This is a genomic window from Cupriavidus sp. CuC1 (assembly GCF_044627735.1).
GTDB classification, from domain to species: Bacteria; Pseudomonadota; Gammaproteobacteria; order Burkholderiales; family Burkholderiaceae; genus Cupriavidus; species Cupriavidus ulmosensis.
In genome coordinates this window covers 25,341-38,720 of sequence record NZ_JBIUHC010000031.1, presented here as the reverse complement: position 1 = coordinate 38,720, position 13,380 = coordinate 25,341, and the positions used below count along the sequence as shown (strand labels likewise).

Genomic DNA, 13,380 nt, shown 5'->3' with positions numbered 1-13,380 from the left:
ATCCGGCTCGCCAGGACACGCTGCGCCCGTATCTCGTCCTTGAAAAACCCGGATTACTGTATATATTTACAGTAACTGTATGGATGAACAGTATCTACGGGAGCCGATCATGGAACACCTGGTCCGGGTACAGAACGAATACGACAGGCAGGTCCTGGCCTGGCTGCGCGAACGCGTAGGCGACGCGGCGGTGCAAGCCGCGGCGCAGCGGCTGGCGGGAGACCGCAAGCCATACCTGTCAACGATCTGCCGCAGCCTGAATGTCACGCCACCGGCCCGCCGCACCCTGTGCGCCCAGTCGAGCCGGGCCAGCCGGGAGGTTGGAGACCGCTACCTTGCGTCGATCCGTGCGCTCCTGGCGCGGTCGGCACCGGCGGCGCAGCGGCATTCGCAGCAGCAACCCGTGCCGACCCAACCCTCGCAATACCAGAATCCGCATTAGTCCCGCGGCGTGTGCCCGCGCCGCGCCGGCCCGGGCAGCGCGCTGCTGCCCGCTCGGACCGCCGTGTGGCCGCCATCGGCCATGACCAGCGCGCCGGTGATAGCGCTCGCCTTGTCCGGGGCGAGATACAGGATGACTTCGGCAATCTCCCCCGGCTGCGCCGCGCGCCAGCAAGCTGGACTTGCCAAGTTCGATGAGGAACTCGCGGCCGTTGGGCATCTGCTCATCAAGGAGGATGCCGGTGACGATCTCGCCAGGCCCCACCGCGTTGACGCGAATCCCGTATTCGCCGGCTTCGGCGGCCAGCACGCGCGTGCGCTGCGCCACCGCGCCCTTGGACGCGGCGCAAGCGGCAATGGTGGGCAGCGCCACCCCGCAGGCATACAAGCCCACATTCACGATCGTGCCGTGCCTGGCCGGAATCATCACGCGTAGCGCCCGGCAGGCGCCGTTGTCTTGCCGGATTCTATTGAATGCTAGCTCGTTCCTGCGGGTTGCGCCGGAACCGTCCCTCAACGCTCGCTGTCGAGAAACGCCATCTGCTCCTCGCCGTAGCGGGTGCCGGCCACTGCCTGCTGCGGCACGGCTTGCTCGATCAGCGCCATGTCCGCCGCGGATAACGTCAGCCTTAGCGCACCCAGCGCGCCGTCGAGCTGCGCCAGCGTGCGCGAGCCGATCAGCGGCACCAGTTGCAGGCCCAGCTCGCGGCCCTTGGCCAGCGCCCACGCAATCGCCACCTGCACACTGGTGGCGCCCAGCCCTTGCGCCACCTGGCCGAGCGCGGCCACCAACTGCTGGTTGCGGTTCAGGTTTTCTCCGCTGAAGCGCGGCAGGTGGCTACGAAAATCGGCCGGCCCCTTGGGCTTGGAGCCGCCTAGCAGCCCACGCGACAGCACGCCATAGGCGGTCACTCCGATGCCGAGCGTCTTTAGCAGCGGAAAAATCCTGGCTTCCGGGCCGCGGCTTAGCAGCGAGTACTCGATTTGCAGGTCGCTGATGGGATGCACCTTGTGGGCGCGCGCGATGATCTCCGGGCCGACCTCGGACAAGCCGATATGACGCACATAGCCCGCCTTGACCAGGTCGGCGACCGCGCCGATGGTGTCTTCCACGGGCACTGCGGGATCGTGCCGGGCGAGGCGGTAGATATCGATGTGGTCGGTACCTAGGCGCTGCAGGCTGTAGGCGGCGAAGTTCTTCACCGCCACGGGACGGCCGTCCATGCCGAGCCAGCCGTGGTCGGGCGCGCGCAGCGCGCCGTACTTGACCGAGATCAGCGCCTGGTCGCGCCGGCCTTTCAGCGCCCGGCCGATCAGCATCTCGTTATGGCCCGCGCCGTAGAAATCCCCGGTATCCAGCAGGTTGATGCCGGCATCCAGCGCCGCATGGATGGTCGAGATGCTCTGTGACTCGTCGCTGGCGCCGTAGAAATCGGACATGCCCATGCAGCCAAGGCCGAGGGCGGAAACCTGTTGCGGGCCCTGCGTGCCGAGGGCGGTGAAAGCCATGTCTTGGGATTGGGTCATTTCGAGCTCCTTCGATCGGTTAAGCGATGGAGTGAGTTTATTGTGCGGATAAAGGCGAATAAACTATCATTTCTGTAAATTACTGTTCCCGATAAAAAGAACAATCTGTTACGCCACCGCCCTCACCACGATGAGTATCGACCGTTTCAAATCCATGGAAGTCTTCGTCCGGGTGGTGGAGCTGGCCAGCTTCTCCCGCGCCGCCACGGCGCTGCACCTGCCCAAGGGGCGCGTCACCACCATCATCCAGGACCTGGAAACGCATCTTGGCGCGCGCCTCCTGCATCGCACCACGCGGCGCCTGAGCCTGACCGACGACGGCATGCTTTACCACCAGCGGGCCGTTGCCATGCTGCAGGAAATGAATGAACTGGAAGCCGCACTGGGCCATGCGGTGGTGACGCCGGCGGGACGCCTGCGCGTGGACGTGTCGGCCGCCACCGGCCGCCACGTGATCGCGCCTGCGCTGCCGGACTTCTTCCGCCGCTACCCGCAGGTGGTGCTGGAGCTTGGCAGCTCGGACCGCCCGGTGGACCTGATTGCCGAGGGCGTGGATTGCGTGATTCGCGGCGGTCTGGTGCATGACGAAAGCCTGGTCGCGCGGCACCTGGGCGCGATGGCGGTGGTGACCTGCGCCGCCCCGGACTACCTGCAGCGCCACGGCACGCCAGCCACGCTGGCAGACCTTGAGCAGCATCGCTTCGTGAACTTCTTCTCGGCCAAGACCGGGCGCGTGTTTCCCTTCGACTTCCGGCGCGGGGACGAGGCTTATGAAATCACCCGGCCGCACTGGGTGGCCGCGAACGATACCGACACGTACATTGCCGCCGCCGTGGCCGGCATGGGCCTGATGCAAAGCCCGGCCAACCGCGTGCTGCGCGAGCACCTGGCCAGTGGTCGCCTGGTACCGGTGCTGCCGCACTGGAATGCGGGGACATTGCCGATCGTGGCGCTGTATCCGCGCAACCGGCACCTGACGGCAAAGGTTCGGGTTTTCATCGAATGGGCGGCGGAACGCTTCCGTGACGAGATCGATCTGCCGCCGCTCTGAGGCAGCCCTGAGGCAGTCCGCACCCTCAATGCCGGCTCTGCGCGCGCTCGGCCACCACGTCCTTTGCTGCCAGCGCCGCGTTGACGGCGCGCGGAAACCCCGCATAGGCCGCGAGATGGATGATGGCCTCCACCATCTGCTCCTGCGTGCCGCCCACGTTCAGCAAGCCGTGCATATGCACCTTGAGCTGCGGCGTGGCCGAGCCCAGCGCCGTCAGCGCGGCCACCGTCACCAGTTCGCGAGAGACCAGGTCAAGCCCGGGTCGGGTGTAGATATCGCCAAAGGCAAACTCGATGATGTAGCGGCCGAGGTCGGGCGCTATGTCCTTGAGCGACGCCAGCACGCGCTCGCCCGCTTCTCCATCGATCTCGCGCAGGCTGGCAAGGCCCGTATCGAAGCGCGAACCGGCGGGCACGAGCGCCGGCGCCTGAGTGTCGGCATTGACGCTAACACCTTCTTTCGCGAAGACCGCCTTGCAGGCGGCCACACCGTTGAGCGCCGCCGGAAACCCGGCATACACCACGAGATGGTTCATCAGCTCCACCAGTTCATCCGGCGTGCAGCCGGCGTGCAATGCGCCCGCCAGATGGAAATTGAGTTGCGGCTCCAGCCCGCCCATCGCCGCAAGCGCGGCGACGGTCACGAGCTGCCTTTGCCGCAGGTCGAGCCCGGGGCGCGGATAAATCTCGCCGTACACGAAGCCGATCGCCAGGCTCGCCAGGTCGGGGGCGATGTCCCGCAGTGCATCGAGGATGGAGGGCTCGGTCGTTTGTTCGATGGCGGCGAGCTGGGCGCGGCCGAGCGCCATGGTTTGCGTGTTCATGCGGCTTCCTTTTATGCGTTGGGTTGACAGTGAGGCAAGCTTAGCCAGCACGCTCGCATGCCGCCAATGCCTTCGGCGTGATACCTTTGGCGTATCACAAGACAACCCGGCCTCCCGATGCAGACCCGCCTGGAACTCTGGCAGTTGCAGTACTTTGTCGCCGTTGCGGATGAACTGAGCTTTCGCCGCGCGGCAGAACGATTGTCGATCACGCAGCCGCCGCTGACGCGGCAAATCCAGGCGCTGGAGGAAACCATCGGCGCGCGCCTGTTCGAGCGAGATCGCAATGGCGTGGCGCTGACCCCGGCGGGCAGCCGCCTGCTGCCCGAGGCGCGCGAGCTGCTGGCCAGCGCCGATGCCCTGCTCGCCCGGGCCCGGCAGCGCGCCACGCGCAACAGCGGGCTGCGCCTGGGCATCACCACCGTGTTCGATGCCGCCCTGTTCACCTGGCTCGCGCCGGCATTGCAGGCGCAGGCGCCGGAGGTCCGGCTGCTGCAAAAACGCCAGATCTCGCAGCAGTCCATCGCCGACCTGCGCCGCGGCGCCCTGGACGCAGCGCTGATCGGCCTGCCGTCGGCCACCGGCGAGCTGGTGGTGGAGCGCCTGTTCGACGATCCGCTGGTGGCGGCGTTGCCGGCCACCCACCGGCTGGCCAGGCGCAAGCGCCTTTCACTGCTGGAGTTGCAAGACGATCCGCTGTTCTGGTCCCAGCGCAAGCTCAACCCTGCCTATTTCGACCACTACGAGGCCGTCTTCCGCGCGCTCGGCTTTGCGCCGCCGCGCGTGCCGGAGCCGGCGGACCACCATGTGCTGCTGGGCCTGATCGCCGACGGCCAGGGCGTGGCGCTGGTGCCGTCCTCCCTGCAAGCGATGGAGCGAGCCGGTGTGGTCTACAAGGAACTCAAGGAGCAGGCGGACCTGCGCATCGGCGTGGCGGTGGTCTATGCGGCAGGCAATCCTGCCCCGGCACTGCCCATGCTTCTGGAAACCCTGCGCGCCCGCTATCGCCCGGCGCCGTCCCCAGGCCGCAAGCGCCGCTGAACGGCAGGCCACGCCCCAATCTTTCCCGGCCCGCCGACCCTGCTGGCCTCAGGGCTTCCTTGACTTATCAATCCTTATATATGATAGTTATCTGAAATTTGTTCTCGTTTCAAGAACAAATTTCAACCAAAGGATTGCCGTGGATCTGGCCGAACTTGAGATTTTCCGGGCCGTTGCGCTTGAAGAAAGCGTCACGCGGGCCGCCAAGACCCTGGACCGCGTGCAGTCGAATGTCACCACGCGCGTCAAGCAGCTCGAAGAGGAGCTCGGCGTCGTCCTGTTCCTGCGCGACAGCAAGCGCATGACCCTGACGCCGGAAGGCCAGCGCTTCCTGGGCTACACCGAGCGGCTGCTGGCGCTGGCCGAGGAGGCCCGCCAATCCATGCGCAGCGAGGTGCCCTCGGGCACGCTGCGCGTGGGCAGCATGGAAAGCTCGGCCGCCAGCCGGCTGCCCCGCCCGCTGGCGCGCTATCACGGCAAATGGCCGGATGTGCGGATCGAGATCCAGACCGGCACCACGCAAGCCCTGATCGACGCACTGCTGGCGCATCGCATCGACTGCGCCGTGGTGGCCCATCCATCCGAAGGCGCGCCGGACACGCTGGACATGGACGTGCTCGGCCCGGGCCTGGAAGGCACGTTCCTGTTCTCCGAAGAACTGCTGCTGGTGCTGCCGCACAGCCATCCGCCGGTGCGCACGCCGCAGGACATCAAGCTGCGCAGCCTGGCTACGTTCTCGCGCGGCTGTACGTACCGCCTGTGCGCCGAGGCCTGGCTCGCCAGCGGCGAGGGCCCCCGGCTGACGCTGAACGTGCTGGAACTGGCGTCTTACCACGCGATCCTGGCCTGCGTGACGGCGGGCTCGGCCGTGGCCATCCTGCCAAGGTCGCTGCTGGCGCTGCACCCCGATGCCGCAGGCCTGCAAGCCGTGCCAGTGCGTACCGCGCACACCTTGCTGGTGCGCCGTTCGGGTTTTGCCACCTCGGCATACGAGGCGTTTTTGACGGAGCTGCAGCATGGCTAGGACCCGCAACGTCACAGCAGCGCCGCAGTCTTTGGGCAATGCCATGGCGCCCTGGATGCCATCGCTGGCCGCCGCGCTGGTGCTGGCGGTGGGCATGGGCTTCGGACGCTTCGCGTTCACCGGCATGTATCCGCTGATGGTGCGCGACGGCCTGCTGAGCGTCAGCGCCGGCTCGCTGGCCGCGTCCGCCAACTATGCGGGCTATCTCGTGGGCGCCCTCGCGGTCACCCGCATGTCGCAGCGCGTTGCGCCGCGCTTTTGCCGCATCGCCCTTTTCGGCACCGCCTTGTGCCTGGTGGCGCTGGCAGTGCCGGCCGCCCCCTGGTTCTTTATCGGCGTGCGCTTCCTGGCGGGCGTGCTCAGTGCCATCGCACTGATCTGCGCGTCCGTGTGGCTGTTCCAGGTGGTCGGCCATCCGCATGGCGCGCCACTGTTGTTCTCGGGGGTTGGTGCCGGCATCCTGCTGTCCGCCGAACTGATCGCCGCCGGCAACCTGGCGGGCTGGCACAGCCCTTTGCTGTGGATCGCGATAGGCGGCGGCGCCGCCGTGCTTAGCCTGCTGGCATGGCCGTATCTTGGGGGCCGCGTGCAAGCACACCAGCCGCATGGCGTTGCCAGTGCCACGGGCGAGGCCAATGCCAGCGGCCCGGGGCCCTGGCCGCTGGTGGCCAGCTACGGGCTGGCGGGATTCGGCTACATCGTCACGGCAACCTACCTGCCGCTCTTTGTGCGCGACGCGCTCGGCCACATCGATCCCATCCATATCTGGGCCGCCTTCGGCCTTGGCGCGGCACCTTCGTGTTTTCTCTGGCATGCGCTGCACGGCCGCCTCGGCACGCGGCGCGCGCTTGCGCTCAACCTGCTGGTGCAGGCGGTGGGCGTGATCCTGCCCGCGCTCAGCCACGCGGCCGTGGCCTACCTGGCTAGCGCGCTGCTGGTGGGCGGCACCTTCGTGGGCACCGTGACCATCGCCATGCCCGCCGCAAAGCGCGTGGCACACCGCGTGACATTCAACCTGCTTGCCATCATGACCGCCGCCTATGGCGTAGGCCAGATCGCCGGCCCGCTGGTATCCGATGCGCTGATGGCGCACAGCCATAGCTTCAGCGGCCCGCTTGCCGCCGCCGCTGTCGCGTTGCTGGCCTCTGCCGCCTTGTGCTTCCTGTGAAGGCCATCGCATGCCCGGCGCGCGGCACAGAACCCACCCCTCAACGAGGAAACCGTCAATGACCAACCCCATCCACGCCACGCAACCGCGTACGCTGCTCTCCCGGCTCGGCCTAGCCGCCCCGATCATCCAGGCCCCAATGGCAGGCGTCGGCACGCCGGCGCTTGCCGCGGCCGTGTCGAATGCCGGCGGCCTGGGCTCGCTCGGCGTCGGCGCCATGGACGCCGACGGCGCTCGCAAGACCATCCGCGAGACCCGCGCGCTGACGGACAAGCCCTTCAACATCAACCTGTTCTGCCATGCTCCCGCCGTCGCAAACCCGGCGCGCGAGGCGCAATGGCTGGCCTACCTGGCGCCGAGCTTCGCCGAATTCGGCGCCACGCCGCCCGCCGCCCTGCGCGAGATCTACACCAGCTTTGTCGCCGACGATGCCATGTTCGCGATGCTGCTGGAAGAGCGGCCCGCGGTAGTGAGCTTCCATTTCGGCTTGCCGGCGCAGGCCCGGATCGACGCGCTGCACGCAGCCGGCATCTTCCTGATGGCCACGGCCACCAGCCTGGACGAAGCGCGGCAGATCGCCGATGCCGGCGTCGATGCCATCGTGGCCCAGGGCGTGGAAGCCGGCGGCCACCGCGGCACGTTCAAGCCGCAGGGGCATGACGAAGGCCTCGGCACCCTGGCGCTGGTACGGCTGCTGGTCCGCAACACCAGCGTGCCCGTGATCGCCGCCGGCGGCATCATGGACGGCGCCGGCATTGCCGCGGCGCTGGCGCTGGGCGCGCAGGCCGCGCAGCTCGGCACCGCCTTCGTCGCCTGCCCGGAGACCGTGGCCGACGCGCCCTACCGCGCCGCACTGCTGGCGGACCAGCCGGCCAGCACCACGCTGACCCGCGCCATTTCCGGCCGGGCCGCGCGCGGCTTCGTCAACCGGCTGACCGAGCTGGGCGAGGCGGCGGACCGCCCGGCGATCCCCGATTACCCCATCACCTATGACGCCGGCAAGGCGCTGCATGCGGCGGCCAAGGCGCGCGGCAATGCGGACTACGCCGCGCAATGGGCCGGGCAAGCCGCGCCACTGGCGCGCGCCCTGCCGGCAGCGCAACTCGTGGCGACACTGCGCGAGGAGCTGGTGCAGACGATTGCGGCGCTGAGCGGGGCGGGGTTCGGCACTGACTGAGCGGGCCTATCGACGTTGGCTATCGGCGCTGGCTTTCGGCGCCAGCGCGCCCCTAGCGATGGCTGCCGGCGCGCCGGCAGGCGGTGGATCGCCCGCCCCGGGGCGCGGCCGCGCCTTGCTGAGCGGCTTCGCCACGCAATTGAGCAACCCCAAGACGGCGGTGGTCTACGCCAGCGTGGTTGCCGCGCTATTGCCCGCCCAGGTGCCGGCGCCGCTACTGCTGGCGCTGCCGCTGATGGTCTTTGCCATCGAGACGGGCTGGTACGCCATCGTGGCGATCGCGCTGTCGTCGGCGGGGCCGCGCGCCTTCTACCTGCGCTTCAAGCTGTGGCTGGATCGCGCGGCCGGCGGCGTGATGGCGCTGCTCGGCATCCGGCTGATCACGTCGCTGCGGCAGTAACACCGGCAACGACATCCTACGACGCAGGATCTGCCATGCTCGCCGGAAACAGTAGCCTGAAGACCGTGGTTCCCCCGACTTCGGATTCCACCTCAACGTGCCCATGGTGCAAGTCCATGATGGACTTCACGATGGCCAGGCCTATGCCCGCCGACTCTCCCGAGTTGGTACGGGCGGGATCGCCGCGAAAGAAGCGATCGAACAGCCTGGGCAGGTGTTCCGGCGCGATGCCGGCCCCGGGGTTGCGCACTTCGATACTGCTGCCTGCGGGACCTGTGCGCGCCGCCATCACCACCGTTTGCCCGGCGGGCGTGTAGCGGATGGCATTGGCCACCAGGTTGCTGACCGCGCGCCGCAGCAGCAGCGGATCGGCCAGCACGGCGCCCCCGCCATCCACCGCGATCGCCACCCCGCTCGCCTCCGCCAGTCCCTCGAAATAGTCGGATAGCGCGCCCAGCTCGCGCGCCAGGTCCAGGCGCGCCGGATTGACCGCCACGCGGGCGTTCTCAGCCCGCGCGAGGAACAACATGTTCTCGATCATGCGGGCGAGCCGTTCGTATTCCTCGATATTGGACGCCAGCAGCGCCTGGTATTCGTCGGCGCTGCGCTCGCTCGACAGCGCTACCTGGCTCTGCCCGAGCAGGTTGCCGATGGGCGTGCGGAAGTCGTGCGCCAGGTCCGCGGAAAACTGGGAAAGACGTTCGAACCCATCGCGCAACCGGTCCATCATCTGTTGCAGGGCCGCAGCCAGTTCCGCCAGTTCGGGCGGCAGCTGCGCCGGGTCGATCGGCAGTTCGAGCCGCCGCACCGTGACCGACGATGCCCCGGCGGCGATGCGCCGCAGCGGCGCCATGCCGGCGCGTAGCACCAGGTAGCCAAACCCGGCCACGCCCAGCGTGCCCAGCAGTCCCGTCAGCAGCAGTTTCGCGCGGTATGCGCGCAGCAACGTGGTGCGGGAGATGGCGGTCTGGTAGAGCGTGAAGGTCAGCGTTTGCGGGGTGGTGGTGGAGGTGGAAGTGGAGGTGGCGCCCGCGCCGGGCCCGATGGGGACCAACACCTGCACGCCGTGCACCGGGTAGCCCTGCTGCGTGGTCCAGGCGCGGATCGCTTCGAATCCGAGCTGCGCATCGGGTGCCACCGGCGCCACCGGCTGCACGGCGGGCAGCCCTTCTCCGGCATTGGCGGCAAGCAGCACGGCGCCGCCGGGGGCGCGCACCACCAGCGCATACTCGTCGTTGCCGGACACCACGCCGGCCACTTCCCGCCAGTCGCTGTTGGGCTGGGCACCCTGCTCCATCAGCTCGGTGCGCGCGCGCGCCGCCTTGCGCAGCAGTTCCGCATCGTCGCGCTCTATCACCTGCGTGGCCAGCGCGCCGTACAGGTAAGCGCCCGCGCCGCCGAACACGATCGCGGCAACCAGGCCAAAGGCGAGCGCCAGGCGGGCAGTGAGCGAGAGCCTGCGCATCAGGTTTCCCGGCACTCCAGCACATAGCCCATGCCGCGCACGGTGTGGATCAGCTTAGGCTGGAAATCGTCGTCCATCTTGGCGCGCAGGCGGCGCACCGCCACATCCACCACATTGGTATCGCTATCGAAATTCATGTCCCAGACATGGGAGGCGATCTGTGTGCGGCTCAGCACCTCGGTGTGCCGGCGCGCCAGGAAATGCAGCAGGGAAAACTCGCGCGGCGTCAGCTCGATGCGCCGGCCGGCGCGCGTCACGCGGTGGCGGATCAGGTCGATCTCCAGGTCTTCGATCTCGATGCGGTCGGCCTCGCGCACCGGGCCGCGCCGCAGCAAGGTGCGCACCCGCGCCAGCAGCTCGACAAAGGCGAAGGGCTTGGCGAGATAGTCGTCGCCGCCCAGCTCCAGCCCGCGCACACGGTCCTCCACTTCATCGCGCGCGGTCAGGAACAGCACCGGCGTGTCCTTGTGCTCGCGCAGCTGCTTGAGCACATCCCAGCCGTTCATGCCGGGCAGCATCACGTCGAGGATGACCAGGTCGTACGCCGCGTCCAGCGCCTGGTGCAGGCCATCGGCGCCGGTCACCGCCAGGTCGACCACGAAGGACGATTCGGTCAGCCCCTTGCGCAGGTACTCGCCAGTCTTGGGTTCGTCCTCCACCACCAGAATTCTCATGTCTGCCCTCGCCTAGCCAGTGCCGGCAAGGCGCGCTCCGGGCGCCCTGCATGCTCGGATGATAGCCGTTGGCGCGGCGCGCCTGAATGACAAATCTGTAATCGATTCGACGGCGTTACCGGCGGCCCTGGCGTCCTGGAATGCGGCCATCGATCACTGCGGCCAACGTAAAAAAGCGGCCCTAGCGGCACTAGGGGCACTAGCGGTGCATGACGGGAATGTAATGAGATGGTCAGGTCGAGGTCACCGTGCAAAACCAATACTGGTTTCAGCCTTTCATTATCTCGATGAAAGCGCGACGGCCCCAGCGACACCGGGGCATTCCAACTGAAAGAGGTAACGCATCATGAAAGCCATCGTTCGCACTGTCTTGCTGTCCTGCGCCCTGGCAGCGCCGGCCCTGTCCTTCGCGCAAAGCGAGCAGGCACCCCTCACCCGCGCCGAAGTCCGCGCCGATCTGATCCGGCTGGAACAGGCCGGCTACCAGCCGAGCCGTGGCGACGACGCGACCTATCCCAAGGACATTCAAGCGGCCGAAGCCAAGGTGGCAGCGGAAGATGCCGCAGCAGCGAAGGGGGCCGCGGCAAGCACGCCGCCGCAGGCTGAAGGCCAGTCTCAGGCCAGCGCCAGCATGCAACCGCGGATCGATGCCGTGCGCAGCCCCTTCTACTACGGCGCATGACGCATCAACGCCGCTGCACGCTACCCGTTCCGGGCGTGAATCGCGCATCTGCAACGCGGCATTCGCCATGCGAAACACAAGTGGCAGCGGCGTCAAAGCTTGCTACGGCCATGTATTGCCATACCGGTGCTCTCGCACCGCGTCGCAAGTCCGGCTTCAAACTCTTCTGCCCCCCCTATCGAAACCGGCTGCTTGTGCGGCCGCGCCACAAGCGCCTGTCCAATGCCGCCCCTACCCAACAATCGACAATACGGACTTCCCAATTTGCTGCCGTTGCTCGATCCGCATGCGCCCCCCCGCCTGCGATGAGGTGGGCGACGCAGCGAGGTGCGTTTATGAATCTGCCTGCGGCAGTAAAATGCGGACTACTAAATGGCTTTGGAGTGCCATCAAATGCGCATGCTCTCGGTTCTGACTTGTGCTTTGTTCTCGATGTCAGCCGTGGCTGGCGGACTGGAGGTCGGTGAGCCGGTCCCGGCTTTCGATATCAAGCTCACCAACGGTCACCACGTCACGCCGGCCGTTGCGGCTGGCCGAGTTACGATCATCAACTTCTGGGCGACCTGGTGCGCGCCATGCCGTAAAGAAATGCCGGCGCTTGAGGAGTTCTATCGAAAATATCACGCGCAAGGCGTGGATGTGATTGCCGTGAGCATCGACAAGGCCAGCGACCAGGCAGAAGCACAGACGGTGATGAAGTCCTACACCTTCCCGCTGGCCTTCGTCGGCGACGCCGACGTAAAGGGCTTCGGGCGCCTGTGGCGCATCCCGGTGACATTCGTGGTCGACCAGCACGGCATTCTGCGCAGGGACGGCTGGCATGCAGAGCCCACCGTCGACCTGGAATTGCTGGAGAAGCAGGTCGTACCGCTGCTCAGGCCGTAGGCCGTCGGATCGCCGGCCGGGCCCCGTGGCCCCGGCCGGCCTGGCAGGATCAGCAGGATCAGAAGACGTAGCGGGTGCCGATCGTCCCCGTCCAGCGCGGGGCGAGTTGCAGCCCGTTGACACGCTGGTAGATCGGCAACTGGATAAAGGCGTAGAGCTTGACCTGCTTGCTCAGGCTCACCGTGGCGCCCGGGCTCAGGTACACCAGCGTGCCGCCGCTGTTCGCCGTGTCCGCATTGTCGCCAAGGTCGCGCTTGGCCACCCGCGTGTTGACCTGCAACTGGGGAGTGACGGCCTCGAAGTGCACGTATCGCACCCCGGCGTTCACCGATAGGGACATACCCGGCTTGTACTGCTCCCGATAATCAAGCGGCAGCTGCACCATCGCCTGGGCGAAACCGTCGAAATCCTGGCTGATCGGGCTGTAGTAGTAGACACCCGCCATCAGGTCGGTGGTGCCGGTGCCGAATTGCAGGCCGCGGTCGAGCGGGGTGCCGGCCGATGGCCCCGAATTGAAATTCTGGTGGAACCCGCCGGTTGGCAGCTTGACGCCGAGCTGAAGGCCAAAGTTCTTGGTCTCCAGAAGCCCCTGGTAGCGGCCGATCACGCGGACATCGCCCAGCCCGTTGCCGGACGAGCCCGACACATCGGTGTCTCCAGGCGAGATTGTGGAGTGGGTCCGGCTCACATAGGGCACCTGGACGTTGACGCCCCAGTCCGAGTTGAAGCTGTAGTCAATGCCGAGCGTGGTGTAGCGGTTGATTGTGCCTTGCTCGAGCTCACGGTCGTTCGGGATGGGATAGGCCGCGCGGTTAACCGCGCCCGTGCCCGATCGCAACTGGGATTGGTTCAGGTAGTCATAGCGCAGGTCGAGGCGCAGACCGGAGTCGGAATAGAACCCCTGGCTGTCCCAATCAGAACTCAGGGTGCAGCCGCAGCTTGCGCACGCGAACGCAAATGCGGGACATAGCAAGGCGGCACCTGCGGTGCCGGCGCGAAGGATCGGATTCATGGTGTTCTGG

14 protein-coding genes and 1 pseudogene are annotated in these 13,380 nt (G+C 67.2%); 9 read left to right on the top strand and 6 right to left on the bottom strand.

All coding sequences use genetic code 11. The features are described 5' to 3' along the window. Window positions 1-109: 109 nt before the first annotated feature. Window positions 110-442, top strand: coding sequence for a hypothetical protein (locus ACGLHR_RS15770; protein ID WP_400095036.1), 333 nt, complete (start codon window positions 110-112; stop codon window positions 440-442). On the opposite strand, the pseudogene ACGLHR_RS15765 reads toward ACGLHR_RS15770, so the two are convergent. Beyond that, window positions 439-868, bottom strand: a pseudogene (locus tag ACGLHR_RS15765) (SDR family oxidoreductase). The gene ACGLHR_RS15770 and the pseudogene ACGLHR_RS15765 sit on opposite strands and share 4 nt — an antisense overlap. A gap of 86 nt (window positions 869-954) precedes the next feature. After that, complete coding sequence (locus ACGLHR_RS15760; protein ID WP_400095081.1) at window positions 955-1,950, bottom strand: aldo/keto reductase; 996 nt, start codon at window positions 1,948-1,950, stop codon at window positions 955-957. Window positions 1,951-2,122: 172 nt separating this feature from the next. Here ACGLHR_RS15760 and ACGLHR_RS15755 point away from each other — a divergent pair, with 172 nt between their 5' ends. Continuing rightward, window positions 2,123-3,019 (top strand): LysR family transcriptional regulator, encoded by an 897-nt coding sequence (locus tag ACGLHR_RS15755; protein WP_400095034.1) that lies wholly within the window; start codon window positions 2,123-2,125, stop codon window positions 3,017-3,019. Window positions 3,020-3,044: 25 nt separating this feature from the next. Here the strand turns inward: ACGLHR_RS15755 and ACGLHR_RS15750 are convergent, their stop codons facing one another. Next, complete coding sequence (locus ACGLHR_RS15750) at window positions 3,045-3,842, bottom strand: carboxymuconolactone decarboxylase family protein (RefSeq protein WP_400095032.1); 798 nt, start codon at window positions 3,840-3,842, stop codon at window positions 3,045-3,047. A 117-nt stretch (window positions 3,843-3,959) separates the two neighbouring features. Here ACGLHR_RS15750 and ACGLHR_RS15745 point away from each other — a divergent pair, with 117 nt between their 5' ends. The 5 genes from ACGLHR_RS15745 (at window position 3,960) to ACGLHR_RS15725 (ending at window position 8,652) form a co-directional block, all read left to right on the top strand. Further along, a complete protein-coding gene (locus ACGLHR_RS15745) occupies window positions 3,960-4,883 on the top strand; it encodes a LysR family transcriptional regulator (protein WP_400095031.1) in 924 nt (307 codons plus the stop codon). A 139-nt stretch (window positions 4,884-5,022) separates the two neighbouring features. After that, a complete protein-coding gene (locus ACGLHR_RS15740) occupies window positions 5,023-5,907 on the top strand; it encodes a LysR family transcriptional regulator (protein WP_400095029.1) in 885 nt (294 codons plus the stop codon). After that, entirely contained in the window at window positions 5,900-7,075 is a 1,176-nt protein-coding gene (locus tag ACGLHR_RS15735) for a YbfB/YjiJ family MFS transporter (RefSeq protein WP_400095027.1), read from the top strand. Before ACGLHR_RS15740 ends, ACGLHR_RS15735 begins: the two co-directional genes overlap by 8 nt. Before the next feature lie 58 nt (window positions 7,076-7,133). After that, a complete protein-coding gene (locus ACGLHR_RS15730; RefSeq protein WP_400095025.1) occupies window positions 7,134-8,252 on the top strand; it encodes an NAD(P)H-dependent flavin oxidoreductase in 1,119 nt (372 codons plus the stop codon). Window positions 8,253-8,310: 58 nt separating this feature from the next. Beyond that, window positions 8,311-8,652 carry a LysE family transporter gene (locus tag ACGLHR_RS15725; protein ID WP_400095023.1) on the top strand — a complete coding sequence of 114 codons (342 nt, stop codon included), beginning with the start codon at window positions 8,311-8,313 and terminating at the stop codon, window positions 8,650-8,652. A 16-nt stretch (window positions 8,653-8,668) separates the two neighbouring features. On the opposite strand, the gene ACGLHR_RS15720 is transcribed toward ACGLHR_RS15725, so the two are convergent. Further along, a complete protein-coding gene (locus ACGLHR_RS15720; protein WP_400095021.1) occupies window positions 8,669-10,117 on the bottom strand; it encodes a heavy metal sensor histidine kinase in 1,449 nt (482 codons plus the stop codon). Then, on the bottom strand, window positions 10,117-10,791 hold the full coding sequence (locus ACGLHR_RS15715; protein WP_400095019.1) for a heavy metal response regulator transcription factor: 675 nt from the start codon (window positions 10,789-10,791) through the stop codon (window positions 10,117-10,119). The genes ACGLHR_RS15720 and ACGLHR_RS15715 overlap by 1 nt, the downstream gene beginning before the upstream one ends. Window positions 10,792-11,137: 346 nt before the next feature. Here ACGLHR_RS15715 and ACGLHR_RS15710 point away from each other — a divergent pair, with 346 nt between their 5' ends. Together ACGLHR_RS15710 and ACGLHR_RS15705 are read left to right on the top strand one after the other, a co-directional pair. After that, window positions 11,138-11,473 (top strand): DUF4148 domain-containing protein, encoded by a 336-nt coding sequence (locus ACGLHR_RS15710; protein WP_400095018.1) that lies wholly within the window; start codon window positions 11,138-11,140, stop codon window positions 11,471-11,473. A 393-nt stretch (window positions 11,474-11,866) separates the two neighbouring features. Further along, a complete protein-coding gene (locus ACGLHR_RS15705) occupies window positions 11,867-12,358 on the top strand; it encodes a TlpA family protein disulfide reductase (RefSeq protein ID WP_400095016.1) in 492 nt (163 codons plus the stop codon). A gap of 58 nt (window positions 12,359-12,416) precedes the next feature. Here ACGLHR_RS15705 and ACGLHR_RS15700 read toward each other — a convergent pair whose 3' ends face one another. Further along, entirely contained in the window at window positions 12,417-13,370 is a 954-nt protein-coding gene (locus ACGLHR_RS15700) for a TonB-dependent receptor (protein WP_400095014.1), read from the bottom strand. Window positions 13,371-13,380: the final 10 nt, after the last annotated feature.

Coding starts and splice junctions, on each gene's coding strand:
- ACGLHR_RS15770 (WP_400095036.1), top strand. CDS start 110: ATGGAACACCTGGTCCGGGTACAGAACGAATACGACAGGCAGGTCCTG.
- ACGLHR_RS15760 (WP_400095081.1), bottom strand. CDS start 1,950: ATGGCTTTCACCGCCCTCGGCACGCAGGGCCCGCAACAGGTTTCCGCC.
- ACGLHR_RS15755 (WP_400095034.1), top strand. CDS start 2,123: ATGGAAGTCTTCGTCCGGGTGGTGGAGCTGGCCAGCTTCTCCCGCGCC.
- ACGLHR_RS15750 (WP_400095032.1), bottom strand. CDS start 3,842: ATGAACACGCAAACCATGGCGCTCGGCCGCGCCCAGCTCGCCGCCATC.
- ACGLHR_RS15745 (WP_400095031.1), top strand. CDS start 3,960: ATGCAGACCCGCCTGGAACTCTGGCAGTTGCAGTACTTTGTCGCCGTT.
- ACGLHR_RS15735 (WP_400095027.1), top strand. CDS start 5,900: ATGGCTAGGACCCGCAACGTCACAGCAGCGCCGCAGTCTTTGGGCAAT.
- ACGLHR_RS15730 (WP_400095025.1), top strand. CDS start 7,134: ATGACCAACCCCATCCACGCCACGCAACCGCGTACGCTGCTCTCCCGG.
- ACGLHR_RS15725 (WP_400095023.1), top strand. CDS start 8,311: ATGGCTGCCGGCGCGCCGGCAGGCGGTGGATCGCCCGCCCCGGGGCGC.
- ACGLHR_RS15720 (WP_400095021.1), bottom strand. CDS start 10,117: ATGCGCAGGCTCTCGCTCACTGCCCGCCTGGCGCTCGCCTTTGGCCTG.
- ACGLHR_RS15715 (WP_400095019.1), bottom strand. CDS start 10,791: ATGAGAATTCTGGTGGTGGAGGACGAACCCAAGACTGGCGAGTACCTG.
- ACGLHR_RS15710 (WP_400095018.1), top strand. CDS start 11,138: ATGAAAGCCATCGTTCGCACTGTCTTGCTGTCCTGCGCCCTGGCAGCG.
- ACGLHR_RS15705 (WP_400095016.1), top strand. CDS start 11,867: ATGCGCATGCTCTCGGTTCTGACTTGTGCTTTGTTCTCGATGTCAGCC.
- ACGLHR_RS15700 (WP_400095014.1), bottom strand. CDS start 13,370: ATGAATCCGATCCTTCGCGCCGGCACCGCAGGTGCCGCCTTGCTATGT.